This is a genomic window from Pantoea eucalypti (assembly GCF_009646115.1).
Classification (GTDB): Bacteria; Pseudomonadota; Gammaproteobacteria; order Enterobacterales; family Enterobacteriaceae; genus Pantoea; species Pantoea eucalypti.
Genome location: NZ_CP045720.1, coordinates 2595345 through 2621723 on the forward strand (window position 1 = coordinate 2595345; position 26379 = coordinate 2621723).

A 26379-nucleotide genomic window follows, 5' to 3' on the forward strand; every position below is an offset into this window, starting at 1 on the left:
GTTCCTGTCAATCAAAAGCGAACCAGCGCAGAACCCCAGGTGAATCCACCACCAAAGGCTTCCAGCAAAATAAGGTGTCCGGGTTTGATGCGGCCATCACGAACCGCTTCATCCAGTGCACTTGGCACCGATGCGGCAGAGGTATTGCCGTGACGATCCAGTGTAACGACTACTTTATCCATGGTCATACCGAGTTTTTTCGCGGTGGCGCTGATGATGCGCAGATTAGCCTGATGCGGCACCAGCCAGTCCAGCATTTCGCGATCGAGATTATTGGCCTGAAGCGTTTCGTCAACGATGTGAGCCAGCTCGGTAACCGCGACTTTGAAGACTTCGTTGCCTGCCATTGTGACATAAGCAGGCTGATCCTGATGAGCGCGATCCTGATAAGGCAGCGTCAGCAACTGGGCATAGCGACCATCAGCATGAAGATGAGTTGAGATAATCCCCTGCTCTTCGCTCTGACCCAGCACGACCGCACCAGCGCCATCACCGAACAGGATGATGGTACCGCGATCTTCAGGATCCAGCGCGCGCGCCAGAACATCAGCACCAATCACCAGAGCGTGTTTAACCGCGCCATTTTTAATGTATTGATCGGCCACGCTCAGCGCATAGGTAAAACCTGCACAGGCGGCAGCAAGGTCAAATGCCGCACAGTCTTTGATCTCCAGCATTTGCTGGATCATGCAGGCGGAGCTTGGGAAGGCGTGGCTGGAAGAGGTTGTGGCGACAATAATCAGCCCAATCTCGTTCGCGTCAACGCCGGCCATTTCAAGGGCGCGTTGCGCCGCACTGAATCCCATGGTGGCGACGGTTTCGTCAGGCGCAGCAATGCGGCGCTCACGGATGCCCGTACGGGTCACAATCCACTCGTCCGACGTCTCCACCATTTTTTCCAGATCGGCATTGGTGCGAACCTGGCTGGGCAGATAACTGCCCGTACCGATAATTTTGGTATACATCTAGGCTTTGTCACTCCTGGCTAATACAGCATCAAGGCGCGCAGCAATTCGCTCGGGAATTTGCTGCCTCACCGCCTGCTCTGCCTGTTCTATCGCCACGGCGAAAGCGTGTTGATTTGCTGCGCCGTGACTCTTGATCACTGTTCCGCGCAATCCTAACAGACAAGCGCCATTGTACTGGTCAGGGTTGAGTTGCCCGAAGCGCTTCGCCAGGCGTTTCTGGATTAAGCGTCCCAGCAACGTCAGCCACCATGACCGTTTTTTACCTTCCCCTGATGACTTCAGCAGAGAAAGAAACATTCTTACCACGCCTTCCATTGTCTTCAGCGTGACGTTTCCGACAAAACCGTCACAGACCATCACATCCGTTTTACCGGTAAGCAGGTCATTGCCTTCGAGGTAACCAATATAGTTGATTTGCGGTGATTCTCGCAGTACTACTGCGGCATCGCGAATAGTTTCCAGCCCTTTAGTCTCTTCATGACCAATATTGAGCAACGCGACACGGGGCCGTGAAATACCAAGCACATGCTCAGCCATTACCGACCCCATCACAGCAAACTGCACCAGCATGGCACTGTCTGAGTCAACATTCGCGCCCAAATCCAGTACCACCGTTTTACCCTGCTGCTGGTGCGGTAAAACGGACATCAGCGCCGGGCGTTTGATACCGTCCAGCGGTTTTAATAAGAGTGTTGATAGCCCCATCAGTGCACCGGTATTACCGGCGCTGATACAGGCCTGTGCACGTCCCTCTTTGACCATCTCCAGCGCGACACGCATTGAACTGCCGCGACTGTTCCGGATGGCCTGAGCAGGCCGCGCATCACTTGCAATAACCGATTCGGCAGGGATAACCTGCAAACGCCCCGTCAGGGAGGAATCCGCTTTGGCAAGCAATGGCATGAGGGTGTCGGGATTGCCGACCAGAAGAAGGAAAAGTTCCGAATGAGAGGCCAGTGCCTGCAATGCTGCAGGCACTGTCACGCAGGGACCGAAGTCCCCGCCCATGGCATCAATCGCCAGGGTCAAACGTGTCAAGGTATCGCCTTGCTAAGCAAGAAACTTACTTAACGATAACCTTGCGACCGCGGTAGTAACCATCCGCAGTGATGTGGTGACGCAGATGAGTTTCGCCAGAAACTTTATCTACTGACAGAGCAGCAGTGGTCAGCGCATCGTGCGAACGACGCATACCACGCTTAGAACGGGTGGGTTTATTCTGTTGTACGGCCATGGACCTTACTCCTATTACTTACGCTTTAAACTGGCTAATACGGCAAATGGATTTGGTTTCTCCGCCTCTGCAGGCAGTTTACCAAAGACCATGTCCGCCTCGGACACTTCACAGTGTTCAGAATCGTGCACCGGAACGACCGGCAGCGCGAGAATCAGTTCATCCTCGACAACCGCCAGCAAATCGATCTCACCAAACTCGTTGACATCGACCGGCTCGTACGCTTCCGGTAATGCTTCGGCCTGCTCTTCAGAAGAGACAGGGCTGAAGCAGTAACTCACTTTTACGTGATGGGGAAAGGTCTGGTTGCAGCGCTGACAACGCAACGTCACCTGTACTTCAGCAGTACCCGTCAGTACCGCCAGACGCTGGTTATCAACCGCAAACGACATGGCACAATCCACATCACTGTCCACACTAACGACCGACTCGGCCACACGCTCCACCTGTACAGATGTGTAGACACCCTGATAATCAAGGCGCTTCTGAGCGGTGCGGACAGGGTCCAGCGTTAGGGGTAATTTTACCTTTTGCATAGGGCGCGCATATTAACTTTGTAATGTCATAGAGTCAAAGAAAAAGGCCGTTAAACAGCATCTTTCAACCACTATTCGCATCCAGTGCGGCGCACAGTTTAAAATGACTGCCACCAATTCGCTATCACTATTGAAAAAAAATGACACCATCGATTCTTTTAGCTTCAACGTCGCCCTTCCGGCAGGCTTTACTGCATAAGCTTGGCTTGCCATTTATGACCGCCGTGCCGGAGGTTGATGAGTCCCCCGTGCCAGGTGAAACCGCCGAAGCGCTGGTAACACGCCTGGCCGTGGCAAAAGCGCAGGCGCTGGCAAAAACCTGGCCCAGCCACTGGATCATCGGCTCGGATCAGGTCTGCGTGCTGGATGGCACGATCACCGGAAAGCCTCACACGGCGGAGAATGCATGCGCGCAACTGCGTGCCGCCAGCGGTAAAGCCATTACCTTCTATACCGGTCTGGCCCTTTTTCATCCGGGCAGTGGCAGACTGCTGCAGTGCTGTGAGCCCTTTGTGGTGCATTTCCGCACCTTAACCGACGCCGAAATCGCTGGATACGTGGAAAAAGAACAGCCGCTGCAGTGTGCCGGCAGTTTTAAAAGTGAAGGGCTGGGAATTTGTCTGTTTGATCGACTGGAGGGCCGCGATCCCAATACGCTGATTGGGCTGCCGCTGATTGCGCTGAATGAGATGTTGCAGCAGGCCGGTATCAATCCTTTAACGGACTGATACCGGAGAGCCGTTACGCCTTCATCTGACGCAGTTTATTCAGGCATTGCTTCAGCCCATCATCGAGTGGCGCTTCGACCCGCATTACTTCGCCCGTGCCAGGATGGGTAAAGGTCAGCGCCGCTGCGTGCAGGAACAGCCGTTTTAATCCGGTTGAGGCCAGCTGACTGTCAAAGTCACGTTCGCCGTAACGATCGTCAAAGGCGATGGGATGCCCGGCATGCAGTGTATGAACGCGAATCTGATGTGTGCGTCCGGTGACCGGACTCGCTTTTACCAGGGTGGCAAAGTCGAACCGCTCTTCCACTTTAAAGCGGGTTTCCGACGCCTTGCCTTCACTGCTGACGCGCACAACACGCTCTCCGCTCTGCAGGATGTTTTTCAGCAGCGGTGCCTGAACCACCTTCAGATGTGAGGGCCAGTTACCGCGCACCAGAGCCAGGTAATCTTTCTGCATGCCCTTTTCACGCAGTTGCTCATGCAGAGAACGCAGCGCCGAGCGCTTTTTAGCAACCAGCAGAATACCTGAGGTATCGCGATCGAGGCGATGCACTAATTCCAGAAAGCGCGCTTCAGGTCGCAGGGCGCGTAACCCTTCAATGACGCCAAAGCTAAGTCCGCTGCCCCCATGCACGGCGGTACCGGAAGGCTTATTCATTACCAGCAGCGACTCATCCTCAAACAGGATGGCATCAGCCAGTGAGGCAACCTTTGCCAGTTTAGGGGAAACAGCGTCTTCATCGCGTTCCGCTACCCGAACAGGCGGAATGCGTACCTCATCGCCCTCCTCCAGCTTGTACTCTGGCTTAACGCGCTTTTTATTCACCCGCACCTCGCCTTTGCGTACGATGCGATAAATCATGCTCTTTGGCACACCCTTAAGCTGGGTGCGCAAAAAGTTATCAATGCGTTGTCCGGCATTTTCAGCCGTGATGGCGACAAAATGTACGCCGGGATTCTCTGTTTTCATGGCGGCGATTCTAAATAGTGTCCCCTGATAGCGCCACCCCTTTTTCTGTGCTTAACTCAGGAGTTGGTGTGACGGCAAGTCGCCTCTCTGCTGGCTTTTTCAGCAAAGCGCTGCATTGTCGGACACATTAACGCGTTAAATGTAAAGAAACTTCACAAGCTGGCTAAAGTCGCCTTGCTATATGAAGGTTAGCAATGGAATAATGCCTGAGTTTCCTAACTGATGCATTTCAGGGCAGAAACCGAGCGAAATTGTCATTTTGCCGGATTGAGCAGACACGCAGCAATGGCGTAAGACGTAATGCGAAATCAGGCACTTAGCGGGCTGCGGGTTGCGGCCTGGACAGCAGTATGGGATGCACGGGTTTTCTTTATTCTCTCAGGCATTTCCACTATCTGGTGCTGTTTTCCCTTATGAAAAACAGGCCACCGACGTTATTTGCGCCCCTCGCGCGGTCGACAGCCGTGAGGTTGACGACATTGCACTAAGTCACGGGGCCATCGGTTGATACTCGTCCAGGGTAATTATGCCCGCAGCTGTAATCACTCATGAAAGAATAACGAGTAAGTCACGATGAAAAGAATGTTAATAAACGCAACTCAGCAGGAGGAGTTGCGCGTTGCCCTGGTTGACGGTCAGCGTCTGTACGATCTGGATATTGAAAGTCCTGGACACGAACAGAAAAAAGCCAACATCTACAAAGGTAAAATCACGCGCATTGAACCCAGCCTTGAAGCTGCGTTTGTCGATTACGGCGCAGAGCGTCACGGTTTCCTCCCGTTAAAAGAAATCTCCCGCGAATACTTCCCCTCCAGCTATAACGCGCATGGTCGTCCGAATATTAAAGACGTACTGCGTGAAGGGCAGGAAGTTATTGTTCAGATTGATAAAGAAGAACGCGGCAACAAAGGCGCTGCGCTGACCACCTTTATCTCTCTGGCGGGCAGCTACCTGGTCCTGATGCCGAATAACCCACGTGCAGGCGGTATCTCTCGCCGCATCGAAGGTGACGACCGTACCGAATTAAAAGAAGCGCTGTCGGCGCTTGACCTGCCGGAAGGCATGGGACTGATTGTCCGCACCGCCGGCGTCGGCAAATCGGCCGAATCGCTGCAGTGGGATTTAAGCTTCCGTCTTAAGCATTGGGAAGCGATCAAGAAAGCCGCTGAAAACCGTCCTGCTCCGTTCCTGATCCATCAGGAGAGTAACGTGATTGTCCGCGCTTTCCGCGACTATCTGCGTCAGGACATCGGTGAAATCCTTATCGATAATCCTAAAGTTCTGGAACTGGCACGTCAGCATATTGCTGCGCTGGGCCGTCCGGACTTCAGCAGCAAAATTAAGCTCTACACCGGTGAAATCCCGCTGTTCAGCCATTATCAGATTGAGTCGCAAATCGAATCCGCTTTCCAGCGTGAAGTCCGCCTGCCTTCCGGTGGCTCGATTGTCATCGACAGCACTGAAGCGCTGACCGCGATCGATATCAACTCAGCACGCGCAACGCGCGGCGGTGACATCGAAGAGACGGCGTTCAACACTAACCTTGAAGCCGCTGACGAGATCGCCCGTCAGCTGCGCCTGCGTGACCTGGGCGGCCTGATCGTTATCGACTATATCGATATGACGCCGGTACGCCATCAGCGCGCAGTTGAAAACCGTCTTCGCGAAGCTGTTCGTCAGGACCGCGCCCGTATTCAGATCAGCCACATTTCGCGTTTCGGCCTGCTGGAGATGTCCCGTCAGCGCCTGAGCCCATCATTAGGTGAATCCAGTCATCACGTTTGCCCACGCTGTAGCGGCACCGGCACCATCCGTGATAACGAGTCACTTGCTTTGTCGATTCTGCGTCTGATTGAAGAAGAAGCACTGAAAGACAACACCAAAGAAGTTCACGCTATTGTTCCGGTTCAGGTTGCCTCCTACCTGCTGAACGAAAAACGTGAAGCGGTCAACGCGATTGAAAAACGCCAGGGCGGCGTGCGGGCAATCATCGTTCCTGATGACAAGATGCAGACCCCGCACTACTCCGTGCTGCGCGTACGTAAAGGCGAAGAGACCCAGACCCTGAGCTATCATCTGCCGAAGCTGCACGAAGCCGAAATGGCGATGCCGTCGGAAGAAGAGCATGCAGAGCGTCGTCGTCCTGAGCAGCCTGCTCTGGCCGCGTTTGTGATGCCTGATGCACCGCCGGCTCCGGTAGAAGTTGAGCCGGAAGCGCAGCGTGCTGAAGCTCAGCCAGCGGCAAAAGCTAAACCTGCGGTGGCTGCACCTGCGACGGCCAGCACCGGTTTCTTCGGGCGTCTGCTTGGCGGCCTGAAAAAAATGTTTGCCAGCGAGGAAGCCCCTGCTGCTAAACCTGTGACCGCTGAGGTTGCTGAACCGCAAAAAGCGCCTGAAGGTGAGCAGGAAAACAACAACGGTCGTGGCGAACGACGCAGCAACAATAACAACCGTCGCAATAACAATCGTCGTGAGCGTACGCCGCGTAACGGGGATAACGCACAGTCGCGTGAGGGCCGTGAGCCTCGCGAAAGTCGTGAACCGCGTGAGAGCCGTGAACCGCGCGAAAGCCGCGAGCCACGTGAAAATCGTGAGCCGCGCGAGGGCAATAATAACAACCGCCGCAACAAGCGTGAGTCTCAGTCAGGTGAAGTACGCGAAGAGCGTCCGGCATTGAGCGAAGAAGCGCGCCAGCAGCGTGATGAGCAGCAGCAACAGCGCCGTGAACAGCGCGCTGAACGTCAGCGTCGTCGTCAGGAAGAGAAACGCGCCGGTGAAGAAGCCGCCAAAGTAGCTGAGCAGCCAGCAGTGGTCGCAGAAGCCCCGGACGCGACCGAGGTGCAGGATGATGAGCGCGTACAGGTTATGCCGCGTCGTAAGCCGCGTCAGCTGAACCAGAAGGTGCGTGTTGATGATAATCGTCAACCTATGCCAGCCGAAGCCAGCGACTTTGTCCAGCCTGCCGAAGTGCGTCAGCCTCAGCCAGCTGAAGTTGCACAGCCGCAGCCTGAGTTCCAGGCCCAGCAGAGTGACGAACAGGATGACAGCGACAACCGTGATAACGCCAATATGCCACGTCGCTCACGTCGTTCGCCACGCCATCTGCGTGTGAGCGGACAGCGTCGTCGTCGTTACCGTGATGAGCGTTACCCGACGCAGTCAGCCATGCCTCTGGCCGCAGCAGCAGCGTCTCCCGAGATGGCCTCTGGTAAAGTCTGGATTCGCTATCCGGTGAGCCAGGCCAGCGAAGAGCAGGTGCAGAATGTGACACACCAGACACCCGCGTACAGCGCGGAAGAAACAGCAGTGGCTACCCATGCCCTGCCCGTGGCTGCCGCTGTGGAATCGGGTGTGCAGGACGCGCCAGTGCAGCATGCTGAGCCGCAGGCAGAAACGCCAGTGCCGGTCGTCAACACTGATGATACCCGTGCTATTGACGCCCCGGTTGACGAACAGCCTTCTGTGGTTCCAGCTGCCGATGAAGTGAAAGCAGACGCTGTCGCGGCTGAAGCCGTGCCTGCTGAACCCGTCACTGAAGCGCCGGTTATGACACCTGCTGTTGAGACGGTACAGCCTGCAGAGGTTGCACAATCATCAGAGGTTGAACAGCCTGCGGACGTTACTGAGCAGTCAGCCACTGATGTCAGTGAAGAGATCGCAGCCGAGGTTGAAGAAGTGCTGAATGCGCCAGTCGCAGCAGAGGCTGAAACAGCACCGGTTCGTGAACCTCATGCTCCGGTTGCTGCACGTGATATCGCGCCAGCGGAACCTGTGAAGGCGACCGAACCTGCAGTGTCATTGCCTGCCGACGCATCTGTGCCAGCAGCTGCAGCTGTACCGAACGACGGTACACGCTGGAAGCATTTTGCTTCTGCGCCAATGACCAAAGCGCCTGCGCCAGTCTGGCAGTCAGAACCGGCTCCGCACAGTGATTGGGTGCGTGCACCGTATGAGTTCGACGGTCGCGGTTCTGCAGGAGCGCATAGCGCCACCCATCAGGCCACTGCACCGGCAACCAAGCCGTAACGCATAAGCTGTTGTGAACCGAACCCCGGCCTTAAAGCCGGGGTTTTTTTATGGCTGCAATTCTGCCCGCCAGCCGGATTACGGATAAACAGTCTCTGCAGGGGTCTCTTCAGGCAACAACGAAGGTTTACTCCGGCATTTCGGCAGGTAGGCTGTTGGGCTGTTGGGCTATTGGGCTGTGGTGGGTGATTCCGGAGTCCGTGCGGTGAATACGTGAAAGCAGGATAACCATGCGAATTATTTTCCGCTGTCACAGAACCTGGTTTAAAAGCTAATGTTCCCGCCCGCCATCAACCGAATCGCAGGCAAAAAAAATCCCACCCTCCTTTAACGGGAGAGTGGGGAAAAGTAAGCGCATCCGGTTAAAGTACGCCTAAAATTTCAGGTCAGACTACGAATTCATCTGGAACAGTGACATCTTGGACATATCAGTAAAGGTCTTGTACGACGCCTGAAGGGCTGTCTGCTTCATGGTATAGCTGGACGCCGCCTCGGTTAAATCTACGTTAACCAGGTCACTCATCTGCGAGTTATAGATCACACTGCGGTCATCGCCCTGTGCATTCAGTGTATCGAGCTCTGAAAGCTGAGTACCAATCTCAGAACGTACCGTTAAAACATTATTCAGCGAGTTACCCAGGCCACGGTTGGTTTTATCCATCGCATCCTGGAAGGTCTGTTTGGTTGCAGCGTCTGCATCATCCTGCGGCACTTTCAATGCAGCAATGGCACTGTCCAGCATCGTAAACACATTGGTTTCGCTGGCGCTGCCATCCGGCTCTTTTTTAGCGTTACCGGAAATCGACATAAAGATACTGTCACCGGTATGCCCTACGGTCATGGTTCGGCTGGTGTCGACCTTCTGGGTGATTGCCTCGGTACCGCCTGTGTAGCTGACGCCGGTGCCTGCCGTGTCAACAAACGGCGCGCTGTCGGTTTTATAACCGGCAAAAATATAGCGGCCATTGGCATCCTGGCTGTTTGCCTGGTTCAGTAACTGAGCGCGAATGCCCTCCAGCTGAGTGGCAATCGATCCGCGGTCACTGTCGCTCAGGGTACCGGTTGAACCGTTAACGATCAGCCCCTGCGCCGCAATGATCCCATCGGTGACACCTTTCAGCGTATTCTCTTCCAGAGACAGGCCCTGATCGGCAAAGGTGCGCGCCAGCGCATATTGCTTGCCCTGCTGCTGGGTTTGTGACAACACCACAGCACGTGACGCCGCAATGGGATCGTCCGAAGGATTATTCACACGGCGGCCGCTGGAGAGCTCCTCGCCTGATTTCAGCCAGGAGGCCTGTGAGTCAGTGATGCCACGCACCTGCTGCTCAAAAATCATATTTGTACTGATTCGCATGTTATCTCCTGCCCTTAGCGAATATTGATCAATGCATTAAACACGGTGCTGGCGGTCTGCAGCACCTGCGCATTAGCCATGTAATATTGCTGATATTTAGTCAGGTTGGCGTACTCCTCATCAAGGTTTACGCCTGAGACCGATTGCTGACGTTGGGTCAGCTGACTGACCACGCTTTTCTGTGTATCGCTGGTGGTCTGCAGTGAACTGGTTTTGTTACCCACGCTACTGACGATAGCCGCGTAAGCCTGCGACAGCGTGGCGTTGCCACCGACCAGCTTCGCATCCTGCAGACTCAGCAGTTTTTGCGCATTGCGGTTATCACTCTCACCGCCAACGGCACCGGCAGCAGCGACCTCAGATTCATTGGTGATCGCGACGGACATGTCGTTGATCACGTTCTGGACCGGCTTCACCAGAAAACTGTCTTTAGCAGCCGGTGCAGGCGTGCCGGGAACGGTCAGCTTCAAACCATCAAAGCTCAGCGTGGTGTTGCCGCTGGCGTCTTTAACCTGTGCAATGGTCACAGCGGTGCTGTCAGAGGCACGGGTGGCGCTCCAGTTAGTACCGTCAAAGCTGACGTTATAGTTGGTCGCTTTCAGCGCGCTGGTATCGGTCCACTCAGCGGTAACGGAGGCGGCGGTGCTGTTTTTACTGTTGCTTACCACCAGCGGGCTGCCGATATTAAAGAAATCAACGCCCTGATCGCCGTTACTGTCGAAGCCCTGCTTGTGAACATCGTTAAAGCTGGTCGTAAACGCAGCTGCTAACTGACCCAGCTGGTTCTGCGCCAGATCCAAATCCTGACTACGGAATGCCAGCAGACCGCCCAGCGAGCCGGTGGTGATCAGCTTTTCCGGAATCTCGACGTTGCCCGCCTGTTTATCGACATAGCCGATAGTAGTGCGTGTCGGATCGCTGCTGGAAGGCATCGCCACCAGATCGTGAGATTTGTCGCCGTTTACCAGCGTCAGGCCATTCGCCATGGAGACCGTGTAGCCGCCATCCTGCTGCGACACTGTGACGCCAACTACGTTATTCAGGGTATTCACCAGCTGATCACGCTTATCAAGCAGATCGTTAGGAGCGGCACCGTTAGCGGTACTCAGTTTGCCAATCTGCTTGTTCAGATCGGCGATCTGGCTGGTAATGGTGTTGACCTGCTTGATGCTGGAACCGACGTCTGCATTGACGCTGTTCTGCATATTGTTCAGGTATTGCGCCGAGGTCTGGAACTGGCTGACCAGACCCTGTGCATTGCTGAGCATTGACTGACGTGCTGACGGATCGTTGGCATTGCTGACCACGTTCTGCAGGTTAGTAAAGAAGCCCTGCAGCGAGGTTGACAGGCTGGTCGTCGAAGTCGACAGCAGATCGTCAATGTTTGAAATCTGGCTGTGCTGGGTGCTTACCGCGCTGTAGTTCGCGCTGGAACCGCGTAACTGCGTGGCAATAAATGCATCATATTCACGTTGTACACCGGTGATATTCACGCCGTTACCATAATAGCTGTTGCCCTGCAGGGTACTGTTTGCCTGCGCCAGGACCGTGGTCTGACGTGAATAGCCAGCTACGGTGTAATTGGAAATATTGTTACTGGTGGTGCTCAGAGCGGCCTGCGCGGCACTCAGTCCGCTCATCGCGGAGTTAATTATGCTGGACATCTCGGTTCCTTACGTTCCCCGTTAACCGGGCTGGCAGACATCAAAGTGGGCGCCAGCAGGCGAAAACGCATCTGGCTATAGGGATGTTATCGGCTTGCTTAAGTGAAACTTGAGGCGCAATGATCAGAACAGGTCACCCATATCCTGGCTGTACGCTTTGACGACTTTGTCGCCCATACTTTTGAATTGCTGAATCATTCCCACCAGCTTTTGCGCATATTTCGGATCGGTGGCATATCCTGCCGCCTGTAATGCCTGCGCGCCCTGCTCTGCAGATGTGGCATTGGTCACCGCCGCATAGCGTGGGTTTTTGGTGAGAAGTTTGACGTAGTCTGTCAGCGCCTCGAAGTAGGAGTTATAAACACGGAAGCTGGCACGGACTTTCTTCGCTTCACCCTGCTCATATTCGGTAGTCATGATATCGGTGGTGTCACCTTTCCAGTCGCCGCTGGCTTTAATCCCGAACACGTTGTAGCTCGGTTTGCCGTCGCGGGTCAGGATCTGACGCTGGCCCCAGCCCGACTCCAGCGCAGCCTGCGCCAGAATCAGGTGATGCGGAATGCCACTCTGCTGACTGGCAGCCTGCGCCGGTTGCGTCAGCTGAGCGATGAACTCGCGGCTGTCGCTGGGCAGGCCTGTGGGTGACGCAACCGGCGGCAGACGCGGCATCGCCTTACGCACAATCTGCTCCAGCTGCTCCGCGGCCATGGGTTTTGCCCCGCTGGTGCTGAGAATAAAGCTGTTATCCAGCTTCATCGGCACCGTACCGGCTTTTTCATCCGGCGCGGTGGCAGGCTGCATCTGTTTGACGATGGTTTCCGCCAGGCCAAGGCCGCGCTTACCCATCTCCTGTGCAATCTGCTGATCATACATTGAGGTGAAAAGTTTGGTCTGTTCGTTGCCCATAATCCCGTCCTGCGGCAACGCCTCGCGCATACTCTTCAGCATCATTTGTACAAACATCCCTTCGACCTGACGCGCGACCTGCAACGCATGTGCTTTCGGATCGTTGCTGGCCTGGCGTTTCAGTTCATTCAGGGAGCGGCTGTCAAAAGCCGAACTTGTCAGAGATTGCATGTCAGCCATCAGATAATTTCCAGTTTGGCACGCAGACAGCCGGCACTCTGCATCGACTGCAGAATCGACATCAGTTCGATTGGTGACGCACCCAGCGCATTCAGTGCACGCACCACGTTATTCAGGTTGGCGCTGGCGTTAACACGTTGCAGCGCACCGCCGGTCTGGCGCAGATCGATCTGCGTCTGCGTCGTCGCGACCGTCTGACCACCGGCCAACGGTGTATCAGGCTGACTCACGTTCTGTTGCTGGTTAACCGTCACCGACAGGTTGCCCTGGGCTACCGCACACTGATTCAGCGTCACTTCACGGTTCATAACGACTGAGCCGGTACGGGAGTTGATGATCACTTTGGCATCTTCTACCGGAATCGACACATTAATGTTCTGGATCTCAGCCAGCAGGCGCACCTGCGCACCATTATTAGGTGACACGCGGATCTGCACAGTACGGGCATCCAGCGGCTGTGCCGCGCCGTAACCGCCACGGGCGTTGATTGCATCAGCAATACGCTGTGCCATTGAGAAATCTTCGCTGTTAAGCTGCAGGTTGATGGTGTTCTGCGTACCAAAGTTGCTCTGCAGTTCACGCTCTACGGTTGCCCCGCCGGTGATACGTCCACCGTTCAGCTGGTTAACCTGAACACTGCTGCCGCCTGCTGATGCACCGGCACCGCCGACCAGAATATTACCCTGCGCCAGCGCGTAAACCTGGTTATCAACCCCTTTCATCGGCGTCATTAACAGCGTGCCACCACGCAGGCTTTTGGCGTTACCCAGCGAGGAGACCACCACATCCAGCGTCTGTCCCTGACGGGCAAACGAAGGCAGTTTGGCGGTGACCATGACGGCCGCCACGTTTTTCAGCTGCATGTTGGTGCCGGCAGGCACGGTAATACCCAGCTGTGACAGCATGTTGCTCACTGTCTGCGTAGTAAATGGCGTCTGGGTGGTCTGGTCACCCGTGCCATCCAGACCCACCACCAGGCCGTAGCCCAGCAGCTGGTTGTCACGCACGCCCTGTACCGTGGTTAAATCACGAATCAAATCGGCTTTGGCCAGCAGGCTGACGCCCAGCAGCAGCGCCAGCCCGGCGCGTAACAGCGTTAACTTTTTCATTGAAACCTCTTACATCGGCGAGATGTTCAGGAAGAAACGCTGGAACCAGCCCATGGTCTGCGCCTCATTGATATAACCATTTCCGACGTACTCAATACGTGCATCGGCGACAGCGGTAGATAACACGGCGTTACTGGCGCTGATGGTGCGTGGATTGACCACGCCCGAGAAGCGAATGAACTCCGTGCCCTGATTAATGGCGATCTGTTTTTCGCCCACCACGTGCAGGTTGCCGTTTGACAACACCTGATCCACGGTGACGGTAATGGTGCCGGTAAAGGTGTTATTGGCAGATGCGCCGCCTTTACCTGCGAAATCGTTTTTGCCTTCGGCGCTGAGATTGGCTTTTTCGCCACCTGCACCGACCAGACCGGCCAGACCAGTCGGCACCCCGGTTATACCCAGGCTGTTGCTGCCATCGCGGCTGGCACTGGCCGAGGAGCTTTTGCTGGCGCTGACGTTTTCCTGCAGCGTAATGGTCAGGGTATCGCCGATGTTGCGCGGACGACGATCTTCAAACAGCGGCTGATAGCCGTAGTTAAGCGGCGCGACGCCCTGGAATATGGAGCCGTTGACCACCGGTGGCGCGGACGGCATGGGTTGCGCTGTGGTTGCACCTTCGACCAGCGGGGTACGCGGGACCAGAGCACATCCGTTAAGAGTTAGCAGCAACGAGGCGACTAACCAATGTCCAGGCTTGAGAATCTGTTGCTTCGCCACGGTGTCACGACCTTATTAATGTCTGTCATTCAGGCCAGCACGGGCTGGCCCTGTTCGGGATTAAAGCTGCGTTAATTTCGCCAGCATCTGATCGGAAGTGCTGATCGCCTTGCTGTTGATTTCGTAGGCACGCTGCGTCTGGATCATGGTGACCAGCTCTTCCGCTACGTTAACGTTTGAGGTTTCGGTGTAGCCCTGATAGAGCAGACCCGCGCCGTTCTGGCCTGGGGTGCTGTCTGTCGGTGCGCCCGATGCCTGTGTTTCTTTGTAGAGGTTTTCACCCACGCTATCGAGACCAGCATCATTCATAAAGGTGCTCAGGGTTAACTGACCGACCTGCGCGGCCTGAGCCTGGCCCTGCTGCGTCACGCTGACCACACCGTCACGCGACACCGTAATGCTGGTGGCGTTAGCGGGAATGGTAATGCCTGGCTGCACCGGGAAGCCGGAGTTGGTCACCAGCTGGCCGTTCTGATCAACCTGAAACGCGCCGTCACGGGTATAAGCCGAGGTGCCATCCGGCATCTGAATCTGGAAATAACCCTGGCCATTAATGGCGATATCTTTCGAGTTGCTGGTCTGCGACAGGTTGCCCTGAGTATGCAGACGCTCCGTCGTCACCGGACGGACACCGGTACCAATCTGCAAACCCGATGGCAGCGTCGTCTGTTCTGATGACTGGGTGCCCGGCTGGCGCATGGTCTGGTACATCAGGTCTTCGAACACGGCACGTGAACGCTTAAAGCCGTTGGTGCTGACGTTTGCCAGGTTGTTGGCAATGACGTCCATGTTCATCTGCTGCGCATCAAGACCGGTCTTAGCGATCCATAAAGAACGAATCATGTTGTTATCCTCGTGCCTCAGCCCATGCTCAGGAGCTGGTTGGCTTTTTGTTCATTTTCGTCGACGTTGGTGATGACTTTCATCTGCATCTCAAAACGTCGGGCGTTGGCGATCATATCGACCATGGTTTCTACCGGTTTGACGTTGCTGCCTTCCAGTACGCCAGGCATAACCTGCATGGTGGGATCCGCCTGTAACGCGGCTCCGCGGGTCGCCTGCGTCGACGCAGTAGGACGGAACATGCCGTCATCACTGCGCTGCAGCTCCTGCCCGGTTGCCCTGACCAGCTTCAGCTTGCCCAGCTGGACCGTGGCGTTCGGGGAATCACCGGCATTCAGCCCGGTGATCGAACCGTCAGCAGCAATGGTGATTTCCGTACCCTGCGGGATCACAATCGGACCGCCATCGCCCATCACAGGATTGCCCTGAACCGTCAGCGTACCGGTCGGACTGATTTGCATATTGCCGTTACGCGTGTAGGCTTCGCTGCCGTCAGCGGTGCGTACCGCCAGCCAGCCATCCTGCTGCACCGCCACATCGAGCGGACGCTCAGTGTAATCCATCGCGCCCTGACTCATGTCGGCGCCGGGTGTAGAGGCGGCGACCAGCGTGCGGGTCGGCAGCGACCAGCCACTCACCGGTACTGCGCGCAGCGCATTCAGCTGCGCACGAAAACCCGGTGTAGAGGCGTTGGCGAGGTTGCTGGCGGTCACCGCCTGCTGATCCAGCGTCTGGCTGGCCGCGCCCATCGCGGTATATATCGCGTGATCCATATGGCAATCCTGTTAGCGAATTAACGTAAGTTAACCAGCGTGTTGAGAATCTGGTCCTGAGTTTTGATGGTCTGCGCATTCGCCTGATAGTTACGCTGCGCCACGATCATGTTCACCAGCTCTTTACTCATGTCGACGTTGGAAGATTCCAGTGCGCCGGCGGTCAGTGAACCAAAGGTGCCGGTGTTAGCCAGACCAATGGCTGCCTGACCGGATGCGCTTGACGCCTGCCAGACGTTATCGCCTTTCGACTGCAGACCTTCCGGGTTCGAGAAGCTTGACAGGACGATCTGACCCAGCAGCTGGGTTTTCTGGTTTGAGTAGCTGCCAGTGATGGTGCCGTCATTATTGATCGCGTAGCTGGTCAGATCGCCAGGGGCATAACCATCCTGGGTCGGGCTGCCAAAGTTGGTGGCGCCGGTGTTCTGCTGCAGGCTGCCCAGCATGCTCATAGTGATGGGCTGATTGGCGACCGCGCCATTGGCACCGCCCACGTTAAGCGTCAGGCCAACAGTGCCATCGGTGGTGGTGCTCGCTACCGTACCGTTTGCATTCAGTTTAGAGACGCTGGTCAGCTTACCGCTGGTGTCAAACGCCATTCTGAAATCGCCCGCTGAAAGGCCGGTATTGGCATCAATGGTGCGCACGGTCCAGCTGTTGCTGGCGGTGTCTTTCGCGAAATACATGTCGAGCGCGTGGTCATTACCCTGCGAGTCAAACACGGTGGCCGTGGTTTTCTTGTTGTAGCTGTCCGCGTTCGCCGTCGAGAAGGTAGGCACGGATGGCGTGGTATCCGTTGAGTTCAGGTTGGCAACCAGACCGGCAGTGGTAGTCGCACGGGCGGGCATCTGCTCAGTAGGAATACGCAGTGCAACCGGGTTAGCACCTGCCTGGATGGTAGCCGGTGAACCGCTGGCCGGATAGCCGGTCACGTTCAGACCCTGGGTGTTGACCAGGTTACGGTTGGCATCCAGCGTTAACTGGCCATTGCGTGAATAGAAGACGCCGCCGCTGCTGTCGGTCATACGGAAGAAACCGTTACCGCTCAGCGCAACGTCCAGGCCACGGCTGGTGGTGGTGGTCGCGCCATCGTTAAAGTTCTGGATTACCGCAGCGACTTTGGTGCCGAGGCCGACGTTAGAACCGGCAAACATATCGGCAAACGCGATGGTGCTCGATTTAAAGCCCGCAGTGGCGGAGTTAGCAATGTTGTTACCGATGACATCAAGGTTACTTGAAGCAGCACCAAGGCCGCTGACCGCTTGGGAAAATGACATGTGTTTGTTTCCTGTCTACAGGTTAATCAGAGAATCTGACGTACGTCGTCAAGGGTGGCGGAGCCCATGGTGCCGAGATCCAGTTTTGTGGTGTTGTTCGCTGTACTCACCCCATTGACGTAGGCGTAGTTAAGCGGTTGTGCCACCAGTTGTGTGTTGCCATTGCTTGCGGCAATCGCAACGCTGTATTTACCATCTGGCGCAACGGAGCCATCGGTGAGCTTGCCGTCCCACGAGAAGGTGTGCACGCCCGCGCTCAGCGCGCCCAGATCGACGGTGTTGATTACCGAGCCATTGGCATCTGTAATGGTGGCGGTTGCGCCGGTTGAGGCAGAGGCCAGTTCAACGCCAAATGGCGTCGTGGTGCCTTTGCCGACCAGAATCTGTCCGCCATTGACCATTACGCCATGCCCAATCAGCGTGGAGCTCTGCAGTGACTGGCTGGTGTTGATCTGGCCGGAGATCGATCCCAGCGTGGTATTCAGTTTTTCAATGCCGCTCAGGGTATTGATCTGTGCCAGCTGCGTGGTGAGCTGGCTGTTATCCATAGGATTCGTAGGATCCTGGTTCTTTAACTGCGTCACCAGCATGGTCAGGAACTGGTTCTGCAGATCCTGTGCATTGTTGCCCGTGCCACTGGTGTTAGAAGAGCTAAGAACCGTGGGGTCCAGCTTGTCGTTAACGCCTACCGCGATAGCCATAAATTTTCTCCGTTATTGCCCAAGGGTCAGGGTTTTCATCATCATCGACTTCACGGTGTTGAGCACTTCAACGTTGGCCTGGTAACTGCGTGACGCCGACATGGTGTTGACGCTTTCAGAAACCACATCCACGTTCGGCATCTTCACGTAGCCTTTGGCATCAGCCATGGGATTGCCCGGGTCATACACCAGCTTCGCGGGTGTGGGATCATCCACGACCTTTGCCACTTTCACACCGCCGGTGGCGGAGCCGGGTGCCGCATCGGTCTGGAAGACCACCTGCTTAGCAACATAAGGCTTACCATCTGGGCCGGTGACGCTGTCGGCGTTCGCCAGGTTACTGGCACTGACGTTTAATCGCTGTGATTGCGCGGTCATCGCTGAGCCGGCAATGTCAAAAATATTCAGCAAGGCCATAATTATTGCCCTTGTAACACGCTCATCATGCCTTTGATCTGGCTACTGATGAGGGTGAGGTCGGTTTGATATTTCAGGCTGTTATCCGCGAACTGCGTACGCTCACGGTCCATATCTACGGTGTTGCCGTCGGCAGAAGGCTGATCGGGAATGCGATAAAGCATATCCATCGATGGTGCGCCGTTTGTCTGTGCTTCAATGTGCCGGGCTGACGTGACTTTTAGCGCCATGCTGCTGCCTTCCGCACGACCATTGGACATCACCCGACTCAGCTCGCTTGCAAAGTCGATATCCCGGGCCTGATATCCAGGGGTATCGGCGTTGGCAATATTTGACGCCAGGATCTCCTGACGTTGAGCACGCAGGTTGAGGGCCTCCGTACCAAATTTCAGCGCCGCATCCAGTTTGTCGAGCATGTTTCCTCCGCGTATGAGAATTTCGAGCTCGCAGCTTAATTTGAAAAAGCAAGACGTCATCGTCTGAATAGCGACTTAAATGGCCGCTATTTTGACAATTGAGGATTTTTCTTAAAGGTTACACTCGTCGCCATCATCAGTGAGGAAATGCACAATGCGTCGATATCTGACCCTGCTGACCAGTCTGCTGGTCGTGATTGCCCTGCCAGCTTCTGCCGGGGATCTCAATGCACAACTGAATCAATTTTTTAAAGCGCGTGACGCCCAGCATGCTGCTGGCATGGTCGTAGTGGTTCGCACGCCGAAAGAACAGTGGCCAGCCTGTGAGGCGCCACAGTTCACGCTGCCCGGCAACAGCCGGTTGTGGGGCAATATGAGCGTGGCGGCAAATTGCGGTGAGAATCGCCGTTATATCCAGGTACAGGTCCAGGTCACCGGCTCTTATCTGGTGGCGAACCGGCTGCTGAGTCAGGGCAGTAGCGTTAGCGAGAGCGATTTCACGCTGCAGACCGGCCGCCTGGACACCCTGCCCGCCCGCGCCCTGCTGAATGCGGACTCGGTCGCCGATGCTGTGGTGCTGCGCGATATCCAGCCCGGACAGCCGATTAATCCGTCCACGCTGCGTCAGCCGTGGCGGGTTAAGGCGGGTCAGAATGTGATGGTGATTGCCAGCGGTGATGGATTTGACGCCAGCGGTGAGGGCAAGGCGCTGAACAATGCCGCCCGTTCGCAGTCGGTCCGTGTCCGTATGGGAAATGGCCAGGTTGTCAGCGGTAAGGTCCGGGAGGATGGGAATATTCTTATAACGCTGTAAAGTGTTAAAGAAGCCCTAAGTGCTGCCGATAGAAGAATCAACAAAGCGATAACGCTATTATGATTCAGGTGGCAGACTTCCCCCTGACCGTACAGGAGCCCGAATATGAGCATTGACAGAACGCAACCGCTGAAACCCGCCAGCACCGTACAGAGCCGCGATAGCAGTGAGTCCGGTAACAGCAAAGTGCGCCAGAGCGCCAGCCCGGTGGCAGCCGCCACGACCCCTGCAGCAGCCCAGGTCAGCCTGAGCAGCGCGCAGGCGCAATTGATGCAGCCGAGCAGCAAAGATATTAACGTCGAGCGCGTTGAACAACTGAAAACCGCCATTCGTAATGGCGAACTGAAGATGGATACCGGCAAAATCGCCGATGCGCTGATTGCCGACACCAAGGCGTATTTAGAGGGTAACTAATTCCCATGAGTAATTTGCAGACCACATTAGATAAGATGCAGGACGTGCTGGCATCGCTGTCAGCCGTGCTGGAAGAAGAGCAGCAGCAGCTGGCAGCGGGCAGCATTAACAGCAACCTGCTGCAGCGTATCACCGAAGATAAAAGCGCGCTGCTCAGTACGCTCAACTATCTGGATGAGATGCGTCGCGCCGCTGAACAGAGTCAGGCGACATCAGCACCTTATCGTGGTCAGAACGACATGGCTCGCCGCTGGGATACGATCCAGCAGCATTCCCGTCGTCTGCAGGATGCCAATGTCCACAATGGCCTGCTGCTGCAACATCAGATTCGTTACACCGAAAATGCACTTGAAGTGCTGAAGCCGCATCAGACGCAGGCCTTTTATGGCCCGGATGGGATGGGTAAAGGCCAGGCGACGTTAAGCCGTAAAGCCTGAGTCGAAAAGTAGCGTAAAAAATCCCGCCAGGTGCGGGATTTTTTTATTGGTGCGTTATTTTCTTTATCACGATTCGCTTTGAGATTGTGCCTGTACAGGGAACCGGGTCAGATCGGAAAGACACAAAAGCTGTCATCCATGACACGCTCGGCCCACGCGATTACGCACCTCATCCCTGAGGTGCGCCCGTTGCCGGGCCAACGCTTCGCGTTGTTCAAAAACGCTCCCGGCGTTTTTGTCCATGGCGCGGGACGCTTTCCTCCTATGCCCCCGTTCCCTGCACATTGAATTTCTCATGGCTGCAAACCTTACACAGTCGTGCGCCGAGCATAGTCGCGCAACCGGAAGCCCAGCAGCCCCAGCGCCAGGAAATAGGCCCCGCCGCCAACTGCACAGACCGCCGCCAGACGCAGCAGTCGCCACAGCATCGGGCCCTGCTCCCATGCGGGCATCCACTGCAGCATGGCGAACAGTGCACCAGCCATGACCACCACCGCGACCAGCAGGCGGATCAGGAAGCTGCTCCAGCCTGGCTGCGGGTTAAAGATATTCTTCTTACGCAACTGCCAGTAAAGCAGCGACGCATTGAGACAGGCTGCCAGACCAATCGACAGTGACAGACCGGCATGTTTCAACGGACCAATAAACGCCAGGTTCATTACCTGCGTCATGATCAGAGTAATAATCGCGATTTTAACCGGCGTTTTGATGTCCTGACGGGAATAGAAGCCCGGTGCCAGCACTTTAACCACAATCAGTCCCATCAGGCCGACAGAGTAAGCAATCAGGGCACGCTGCGTCATCAATGCATCAAAAGCGGTAAATTTACCGTACTGAAACAGTGCCACGGTCAGCGGGCCGGAGAGCATACCCAGGGCTACGGCGCTGGGCAGGGCCAGCAGGAAGCACAGGCGCAGACCCCAGTCCATTAGTCGGGAATATTCATCATGGTTGCCACTGGCAAAACTTTTAGCCAGCGATGGCAGCAGAATAGTGCCCAACGCCACGCCGAGCACACCAGAGGGAAACTCCATCAGACGATCAGCATAGTACATCCAGGAGACTGAACCTGAGACCAGGAACGAGGCGAAAATGGTATTGATGATCAGGGAAATCTGGCTGACAGAAACGCCCAGAATGGCAGGCCCCATTTGACGCATAACCCGCCAGACACCCGCATCACGCAGATTCAGGCGGGGAAGCACCAGCATCCCCAGCTTCTTCAGGTGCGGCAGCTGATAGCCAAGTTGCAGTACGCCGCCAGCCACCACGGCCCAGGCCAGCGCCATCACCGGTGGATGGAAATGCGGCGCAGCAAACAGCGCAAAACCAATCATACTCACGTTCAGCAGAGTCGGCGCAAAGGCTGGCACCGAGAAACGGTTCCAGGTGTTGAGTACCGCACCCGCCAGCGACGCCAGCGAAATCAGCATAATGTAGGGGAAGGTTACCCGCAGCAGCGAGCTGGTCAGCGCGAACTTATCGGGACTGTCAGCAAAGCCGGGCGCCGTGACCATGATGACCCAGGGCGCAGCGATCATGCCCGCCACGGTGACCAGCGCCAGCGCCAGCGTCAGCAGGCCCGAGACGTAAGCCAGGAAGAGTCTGGTCGCCTCTTCGCCCTGCTTACTTTTGTATTCAGCCAGAATCGGCACGAAAGCCTGAGAAAATGCACCTTCAGCAAAAATACGCCGCAGCAGATTGGGCAGTTTAAACGCAACAAAGAACGCATCGGTCGCCATTCCGGCGCCAAACACCCGCGCCACAATGGCATCACGGGCAAAGCCCAGTACGCGGGAAAACAGGGTCATAGAACTGACCGCTGCCAGCGATTTCAACAAATTCATAATTGACGGCGCATCCTGAAAAGAATCAGCAAAAAAGGAGAATTAGCGCGGGCACCTGAGGATGCCCGGCGACAGTCTACTGCCACAGAGGGAAATGACCAGCACGGAGTGTTACAAGGCGTTATTCGCGGGTGGCCTCGCGCCACAGTTTTTCTACGACACGCTGCGCCATCAGCGCCTGTTCACCGCTGGTTTCAGGCTTCGTCTGATTTTGTACACAGTCAATGAAATGGTGCGCCGCGCCGCTGAAACCGCGCTGAGCAAGATGGCTCTGCCAGGCGGGTGGCTGCGTAATTATCAGGCCATCACTCTGCTCTTCGTGCCAGTCGCGCATCTCGCTGATGTCGATGCATTTACCGTCACATACCGCACTGACCCGCTCGCGCTGACTGCCTGCGCGGCGGTGCATGCTGGTGGAGATCGTTAATCCTTCAACACTGAAATGGTGCTCAGCATAGAGCATCTGTCCCTGTTCGTTGGTGTCGATACGTCCCTGAACCTGGCGAAACGGTTTGCCGCCCAGCCAGAGTGCGGTGTCCACCACATGCAGGTAATCGTCGAGCAGGGTAAAGCGAAGATCCTGTGGCCCGACGCTATCGCTGCGATGCTTTTCAATCCGCAGAGAGGCAGCGTCGGTCATCTTCGCCCGCAGCTGCTGATAGCGCGGCGCGAATCGACGGTTAAACGCCACCATCAGTTTACGCTGACGTTTTTCCGCCAGCGCCACCAGCGACTCAGCCTGCTCCAGAGTTTCAGCCAGCGGCTTGTCCACACAGACATCTTTTCCGGCCAGCAGCAGTGCCCTGACCACGTCGTAATGCGTAGCGGTGCTGCTGTGGACAAAGACCGCGTCGCAGGCAGCCGCTAAATCATTTAACGAACCAAAATTTGAGATGCGATAACTGTCGCAGATTGGGCGGGCTTTGGCCTGATTCGGGGAGAATGCGCCCACCAGCGTCCAGTCTGTTGCTGCAGAAAGCACAGGCAACCAGGCTTTCTGCGCGATACCGCCTAATCCCAACACACCAATACGTAGTGTCATTTCAGCGCTCCGTTTGCAGCAGTTGGGTGAGTTGGGCCTGAAGCGCCGCGACCTGCTGCTCCAGCAGGGTAATGCGCGTCGCCAGGTCGCCCTGCTCTTCCGGCGCGTCAGCGGCCTGCGGCTGATCGCTCTCATCACTCAGCAGATGCATAAAGCGGCTTTCACGCTTACCCGGCTCTCGCGCCAGGCGCATCACCTGTGCACTGTCGTCACGCTGCATCAGGCCTTCCAGCGTCTGCTCGACCTCGCTGACGTCACTGAACTCATGCAGACGACCGCTGCGGGTACGCAGTTCGCCAGGTGTTTGTGGCCCGCGCAGCAGCAGCAGCGTCAGCAGGGCGACTTCCGCGCTGTTGAGCTTCAGCGCACCAAACGCAGAGTTACAGAAACGCTGCTCATATTTCACTACCCGTTGCCCGGCGGCGCTGCTGGCGGTGATCAGATGCCGTTTTTCCAGCAGATCGAGCTGATTCTGAACCTCGCTTTCGCTTAGCTCCATGACCGGATCGCGATTCGATTTCTGATTACAGGCAACCACAACACCATTCAGTGACAGCGGATACTGCTCCGGCGTGGTGACCTGCTTCTCCAGCAGACAGCCCAGTACGCGCAACGCCTGCGCCGATAAAACCATCTTCATGCTCGCATCCTCATCATTATCCACGCCGGTCAGGCGTCCATTCCCGCAGAGTTAACGCTGTCAGCACGTGATCCTGCCAGCGCCCATCAATTAGCAGATAATCTTTCGCGTATCCCTCTTTCTCAAAACCCAGTCGCGCCAGAAGATCGCCGCTGCGCTGGTTGTGCGGCATGTAGTTCGCCATGATGCGATGAATATGCTGCTGGCGCTGCATATAGCGGATAGCCGCCTGCAACGCCTCAAACATCAGCCCTTGTCCCTGCCACTTTTCACCCAGTGAATAGCCAAGGTAACAGGCATGAAACGATCCGCGCAGCACGTTGCTGAAATTCGCCACGCCCCGCACCTCGGTTTCATCGCTGTCCATGAGAATAAAATAGAAGGCGGAGCCCTGCTTATGCATGTCCGAAATCAGTCCGAGCCTTGCCTGCCACCCTGAGGGATAGCAGTGGCTGTCATCGCGCACCGGTTCCCAGGGTTTTAAAAACTGGCGATTTTCCGAATAGTAATCTGCCATTCGCCAGGCATCACGTTCGTGAACCAGACGGACCACCAGTCTATCGGTGGTTAATCGCACCCTGGGCGCGGCAGAACGATAGCCAAACATCCTGACTCCTGAAATCAATGGCTGATGAAGATGAGCCGTCATTAACCGGCTTTCACTATAACCGTCGCCTGGGCTGCGGTAAAACGTTACAGCTTTTTCGCCATAAAGAGGTTGATTTTGCTCTGTTATCACCGCTTTCATTCATCAGAATGGCTGGTTTAAGCGGCGGTTCCTGTGATGCCTCTGCCAGGTGAGTTTGCCCTGTTGAGTAATCTCTTCCATACTTTTCACACGCCCGAAAACAGAAAGAATTGATTCGTTCTGTTTAACAATAACCCTCTGAAACCCGGGAGATCAGGATGAAGCTCTATATCTATGACCACTGTCCTTTCTGCGTTAAAGCGCGAATGATTTTTGGCCTGAAGAACAAACCGGTTGAGCTGGTGGTGATGCTAAACGACGACGAGGAGACGCCGAACCGGCTGATTGGGCAGAAAATGGCGCCGATTCTGCAGAAGCAGGATGGCAGCGCGATGCCTGAGAGTATGGATATTGTGCATTATGTCGATCAGCAGGATCGCGAGCCGCTGATTACCGGCGCGCTGAATCCGGCAATCGCTGACTGGCTGCGTCATATGAATAGCTATGTCAACAAACTGCTACTGCCGCGCATTGCTGAGTCGGCGTTTGCCGAATTCGCTACCCCGGAGGCGCGTGACTATTTCCGCACCAAAAAGCAGGCAAGCATCGGTGATTTTGACGCGCTGAAAAGTCACTCGGCCGGGCTGATTAAAAATGTCAGCCAGGATCTGCGCAAGCTGGACAAATTAATCGAACAGCCCAATGCGGTGAACGGCGAGCTGTCAGAAGATGATTTTAATCTCTTTCCACTGCTGCGCTCACTGACGCTGGTGGCGGGTATCGACTGGCCAGCACGGGTCGCTGACTACCGCGATAATATGGCTAAACAGACCCAGGTAAATCTTCTCTCTTCAATATCCCACTAACCCTGCCGCGATGAGAGACGCTGCGGCGTTTCTCATCCCTTTCCTGATGACACCCGCCCCGCATTCAGGCAGGCTATAGCCTGTTTACTGGCTCTGATATTCAGGATAAAGATCGATGAAAAAGGCATTTTTCGGGCTGACGGCCCTGTTGATTGCGCTGCTGGTGAGCGGATGTAATCAACTGACCCAATACACCATCAGCGAACAGGAAGTGAATCAGGCGCTGCAGAAGCACAACAACTATGAGAAAGACATTGGCGTATCCGGACTGGTTAACGCGCATATTGTGCTGAACAACCTGACCAGTCAGATTGGGCGCGAAGAGCCAGGAAAGGTGACACTTTCCGGCAATGCAAAAATTAACGTCACCTCACTGTTTGGTCCTCAGCAGGCCGATATGCAATTGAAGATGCGTGCTCAGCCGGTTTATGAGCCGCAGCAGGGCGCCATCTATCTTCGCGATCTGGAGATTGTCGATACGCAGGTTGCCCCGGAAAAAATGGCGTCAATTATGAAAACGCTGACGCCATACCTGAATCAGTCACTCAAAAGCTATTTTGATCAAAATCCTGCTTATGTACTGAGTGCTGACCGCAGTAAAGGCGAGTCGCTGGCGAAGAAATTTGCCAAAGGACTGGAAGTGAAACCGGGAGAACTGGTCATTCCGTTCACACAGTAATCCCGATCTCCGCGCCTTATGGCGCGGATTTTCTTTATCGACATAAAAAGCAGGTGCAAACGGTTGCCTGAATCCTTATGCTTAGACCCCGGCCAAAACATGCCTTTTGTTTCCCTTCTGCCGGAGC

27 protein-coding genes are annotated in these 26379 nt (G+C 55.6%); 7 read left to right on the forward strand and 20 right to left on the reverse strand.

What is annotated here, in order from left to right; genetic code table 11:
- Nucleotides 1–11: 11 nt before the first annotated feature.
- From EE896_RS12115 to yceD, 4 genes are read right to left on the reverse strand one after another with little or no spacing between them, the layout of a single operon-like run.
- Complete coding sequence (locus tag EE896_RS12115; protein ID WP_003849868.1) at nucleotides 12–965, reverse strand: beta-ketoacyl-ACP synthase III; 954 nt, start codon at nucleotides 963–965, stop codon at nucleotides 12–14.
- Nucleotides 966–2006 (reverse strand): phosphate acyltransferase PlsX, encoded by a 1041-nt coding sequence (plsX, locus tag EE896_RS12120; RefSeq protein ID WP_003849869.1) that lies wholly within the window; start codon nucleotides 2004–2006, stop codon nucleotides 966–968.
- A gap of 25 nt (nucleotides 2007–2031) precedes the next feature.
- Nucleotides 2032–2202 carry a 50S ribosomal protein L32 gene (gene rpmF / locus EE896_RS12125; RefSeq protein ID WP_003849870.1) on the reverse strand — a complete coding sequence of 57 codons (171 nt, stop codon included), beginning with the start codon at nucleotides 2200–2202 and terminating at the stop codon, nucleotides 2032–2034.
- Between the two features lie 14 nt (nucleotides 2203–2216).
- The gene (gene yceD / locus EE896_RS12130) at nucleotides 2217–2738 is read right to left on the reverse strand and encodes a 23S rRNA accumulation protein YceD (RefSeq protein ID WP_008925931.1); all 522 of its coding nucleotides are present in this window, start codon (nucleotides 2736–2738) and stop codon (nucleotides 2217–2219) included.
- 140 nt (nucleotides 2739–2878) lie between these two features.
- Between yceD and EE896_RS12135 the strand changes: the two genes are divergently transcribed.
- Nucleotides 2879–3466: a Maf family protein gene (locus EE896_RS12135; RefSeq protein ID WP_140915876.1), complete on the forward strand. Its 588-nt coding sequence runs from the start codon at nucleotides 2879–2881 to the stop codon at nucleotides 3464–3466.
- A 13-nt stretch (nucleotides 3467–3479) separates the two neighbouring features.
- On the opposite strand, the gene rluC is transcribed toward EE896_RS12135, so the two are convergent.
- Nucleotides 3480–4436 (reverse strand): 23S rRNA pseudouridine(955/2504/2580) synthase RluC, encoded by a 957-nt coding sequence (rluC, locus tag EE896_RS12140; protein WP_003849873.1) that lies wholly within the window; start codon nucleotides 4434–4436, stop codon nucleotides 3480–3482.
- Between the two features lie 573 nt (nucleotides 4437–5009).
- On the opposite strand from rluC, the gene rne reads away from it, so the two are divergent.
- Nucleotides 5010–8462, forward strand: coding sequence for a ribonuclease E (gene rne, locus EE896_RS12145; RefSeq protein ID WP_140915875.1), 3453 nt, complete (start codon nucleotides 5010–5012; stop codon nucleotides 8460–8462).
- Between the two features lie 391 nt (nucleotides 8463–8853).
- Here rne and flgL read toward each other — a convergent pair whose 3' ends face one another.
- The 11 genes from flgL to flgB all read right to left on the reverse strand — a co-directional run bounded on the left by flgL (nucleotide 8854) and on the right by flgB (nucleotide 18825).
- Nucleotides 8854–9819, reverse strand: coding sequence for a flagellar hook-associated protein FlgL (gene flgL, locus EE896_RS12150; protein WP_078804277.1), 966 nt, complete (start codon nucleotides 9817–9819; stop codon nucleotides 8854–8856).
- 14 nt (nucleotides 9820–9833) lie between these two features.
- Nucleotides 9834–11483 carry a flagellar hook-associated protein FlgK gene (gene flgK / locus EE896_RS12155; RefSeq protein WP_078804276.1) on the reverse strand — a complete coding sequence of 550 codons (1650 nt, stop codon included), beginning with the start codon at nucleotides 11481–11483 and terminating at the stop codon, nucleotides 9834–9836.
- Between the two features lie 123 nt (nucleotides 11484–11606).
- Nucleotides 11607–12569: a flagellar assembly peptidoglycan hydrolase FlgJ gene (flgJ, locus tag EE896_RS12160; protein WP_003849878.1), complete on the reverse strand. Its 963-nt coding sequence runs from the start codon at nucleotides 12567–12569 to the stop codon at nucleotides 11607–11609.
- Entirely contained in the window at nucleotides 12569–13678 is a 1110-nt protein-coding gene (locus tag EE896_RS12165) for a flagellar basal body P-ring protein FlgI (protein WP_003849879.1), read from the reverse strand. Before EE896_RS12165 ends, flgJ begins: the two co-directional genes overlap by 1 nt.
- A 9-nt stretch (nucleotides 13679–13687) precedes the next feature.
- On the reverse strand, nucleotides 13688–14398 hold the full coding sequence (locus EE896_RS12170; RefSeq protein WP_008925927.1) for a flagellar basal body L-ring protein FlgH: 711 nt from the start codon (nucleotides 14396–14398) through the stop codon (nucleotides 13688–13690).
- Nucleotides 14399–14458: 60 nt separating this feature from the next.
- Nucleotides 14459–15241 (reverse strand): flagellar basal-body rod protein FlgG, encoded by a 783-nt coding sequence (gene flgG, locus EE896_RS12175; protein ID WP_003849881.1) that lies wholly within the window; start codon nucleotides 15239–15241, stop codon nucleotides 14459–14461.
- Nucleotides 15242–15258: 17 nt separating this feature from the next.
- The gene (locus EE896_RS12180) at nucleotides 15259–16014 is read right to left on the reverse strand and encodes a flagellar basal body rod protein FlgF (protein WP_008925926.1); all 756 of its coding nucleotides are present in this window, start codon (nucleotides 16012–16014) and stop codon (nucleotides 15259–15261) included.
- 20 nt (nucleotides 16015–16034) lie between these two features.
- Nucleotides 16035–17291 (reverse strand): flagellar hook protein FlgE, encoded by a 1257-nt coding sequence (gene flgE / locus EE896_RS12185; RefSeq protein ID WP_003849884.1) that lies wholly within the window; start codon nucleotides 17289–17291, stop codon nucleotides 16035–16037.
- A 26-nt stretch (nucleotides 17292–17317) separates the two neighbouring features.
- Nucleotides 17318–17992, reverse strand: a complete 675-nt coding sequence (flgD, locus tag EE896_RS12190; protein WP_003849885.1) for a flagellar hook assembly protein FlgD — start codon at nucleotides 17990–17992, stop codon at nucleotides 17318–17320.
- Between the two features lie 12 nt (nucleotides 17993–18004).
- A complete protein-coding gene (gene flgC / locus EE896_RS12195; protein WP_003849888.1) occupies nucleotides 18005–18409 on the reverse strand; it encodes a flagellar basal body rod protein FlgC in 405 nt (134 codons plus the stop codon).
- Nucleotides 18410–18411: 2 nt separating this feature from the next.
- A complete protein-coding gene (flgB, locus tag EE896_RS12200; RefSeq protein ID WP_003849889.1) occupies nucleotides 18412–18825 on the reverse strand; it encodes a flagellar basal body rod protein FlgB in 414 nt (137 codons plus the stop codon).
- A 154-nt stretch (nucleotides 18826–18979) separates the two neighbouring features.
- Here flgB and flgA point away from each other — a divergent pair, with 154 nt between their 5' ends.
- From flgA to flgN, 3 genes are all read left to right on the forward strand, one after another.
- The gene (flgA, locus tag EE896_RS12205; RefSeq protein ID WP_008925924.1) at nucleotides 18980–19639 is read left to right on the forward strand and encodes a flagellar basal body P-ring formation chaperone FlgA; all 660 of its coding nucleotides are present in this window, start codon (nucleotides 18980–18982) and stop codon (nucleotides 19637–19639) included.
- 105 nt (nucleotides 19640–19744) lie between these two features.
- Nucleotides 19745–20053, forward strand: a complete 309-nt coding sequence (flgM, locus tag EE896_RS12210) for a flagellar biosynthesis anti-sigma factor FlgM (protein WP_003849894.1) — start codon at nucleotides 19745–19747, stop codon at nucleotides 20051–20053.
- Nucleotides 20054–20058: 5 nt separating this feature from the next.
- A complete protein-coding gene (gene flgN / locus EE896_RS12215) occupies nucleotides 20059–20490 on the forward strand; it encodes a flagellar export chaperone FlgN (protein ID WP_003849895.1) in 432 nt (143 codons plus the stop codon).
- A 308-nt stretch (nucleotides 20491–20798) separates the two neighbouring features.
- On the opposite strand, the gene murJ is transcribed toward flgN, so the two are convergent.
- From murJ to rimJ, 4 genes are all read right to left on the reverse strand, one after another.
- Nucleotides 20799–22337: a murein biosynthesis integral membrane protein MurJ gene (gene murJ / locus EE896_RS12220; protein ID WP_003849898.1), complete on the reverse strand. Its 1539-nt coding sequence runs from the start codon at nucleotides 22335–22337 to the stop codon at nucleotides 20799–20801.
- 121 nt (nucleotides 22338–22458) lie between these two features.
- Nucleotides 22459–23379: a Gfo/Idh/MocA family protein gene (locus EE896_RS12225; protein ID WP_110411565.1), complete on the reverse strand. Its 921-nt coding sequence runs from the start codon at nucleotides 23377–23379 to the stop codon at nucleotides 22459–22461.
- A 1-nt stretch (nucleotide 23380) separates the two neighbouring features.
- Complete coding sequence (locus EE896_RS12230; RefSeq protein WP_008925922.1) at nucleotides 23381–24019, reverse strand: DUF480 domain-containing protein; 639 nt, start codon at nucleotides 24017–24019, stop codon at nucleotides 23381–23383.
- A gap of 16 nt (nucleotides 24020–24035) precedes the next feature.
- Complete coding sequence (gene rimJ, locus EE896_RS12235; protein ID WP_003849899.1) at nucleotides 24036–24626, reverse strand: ribosomal protein S5-alanine N-acetyltransferase; 591 nt, start codon at nucleotides 24624–24626, stop codon at nucleotides 24036–24038.
- A 299-nt stretch (nucleotides 24627–24925) separates the two neighbouring features.
- Here rimJ and grxB point away from each other — a divergent pair, with 299 nt between their 5' ends.
- Together grxB and EE896_RS12245 are read left to right on the forward strand one after the other, a co-directional pair.
- Nucleotides 24926–25573, forward strand: coding sequence for a glutaredoxin 2 (gene grxB, locus EE896_RS12240; protein ID WP_003849902.1), 648 nt, complete (start codon nucleotides 24926–24928; stop codon nucleotides 25571–25573).
- A gap of 115 nt (nucleotides 25574–25688) precedes the next feature.
- The gene (locus EE896_RS12245; protein WP_003849904.1) at nucleotides 25689–26252 is read left to right on the forward strand and encodes a lipoprotein; all 564 of its coding nucleotides are present in this window, start codon (nucleotides 25689–25691) and stop codon (nucleotides 26250–26252) included.
- The last annotated feature ends 127 nt before the right edge of the window (nucleotides 26253–26379 follow it).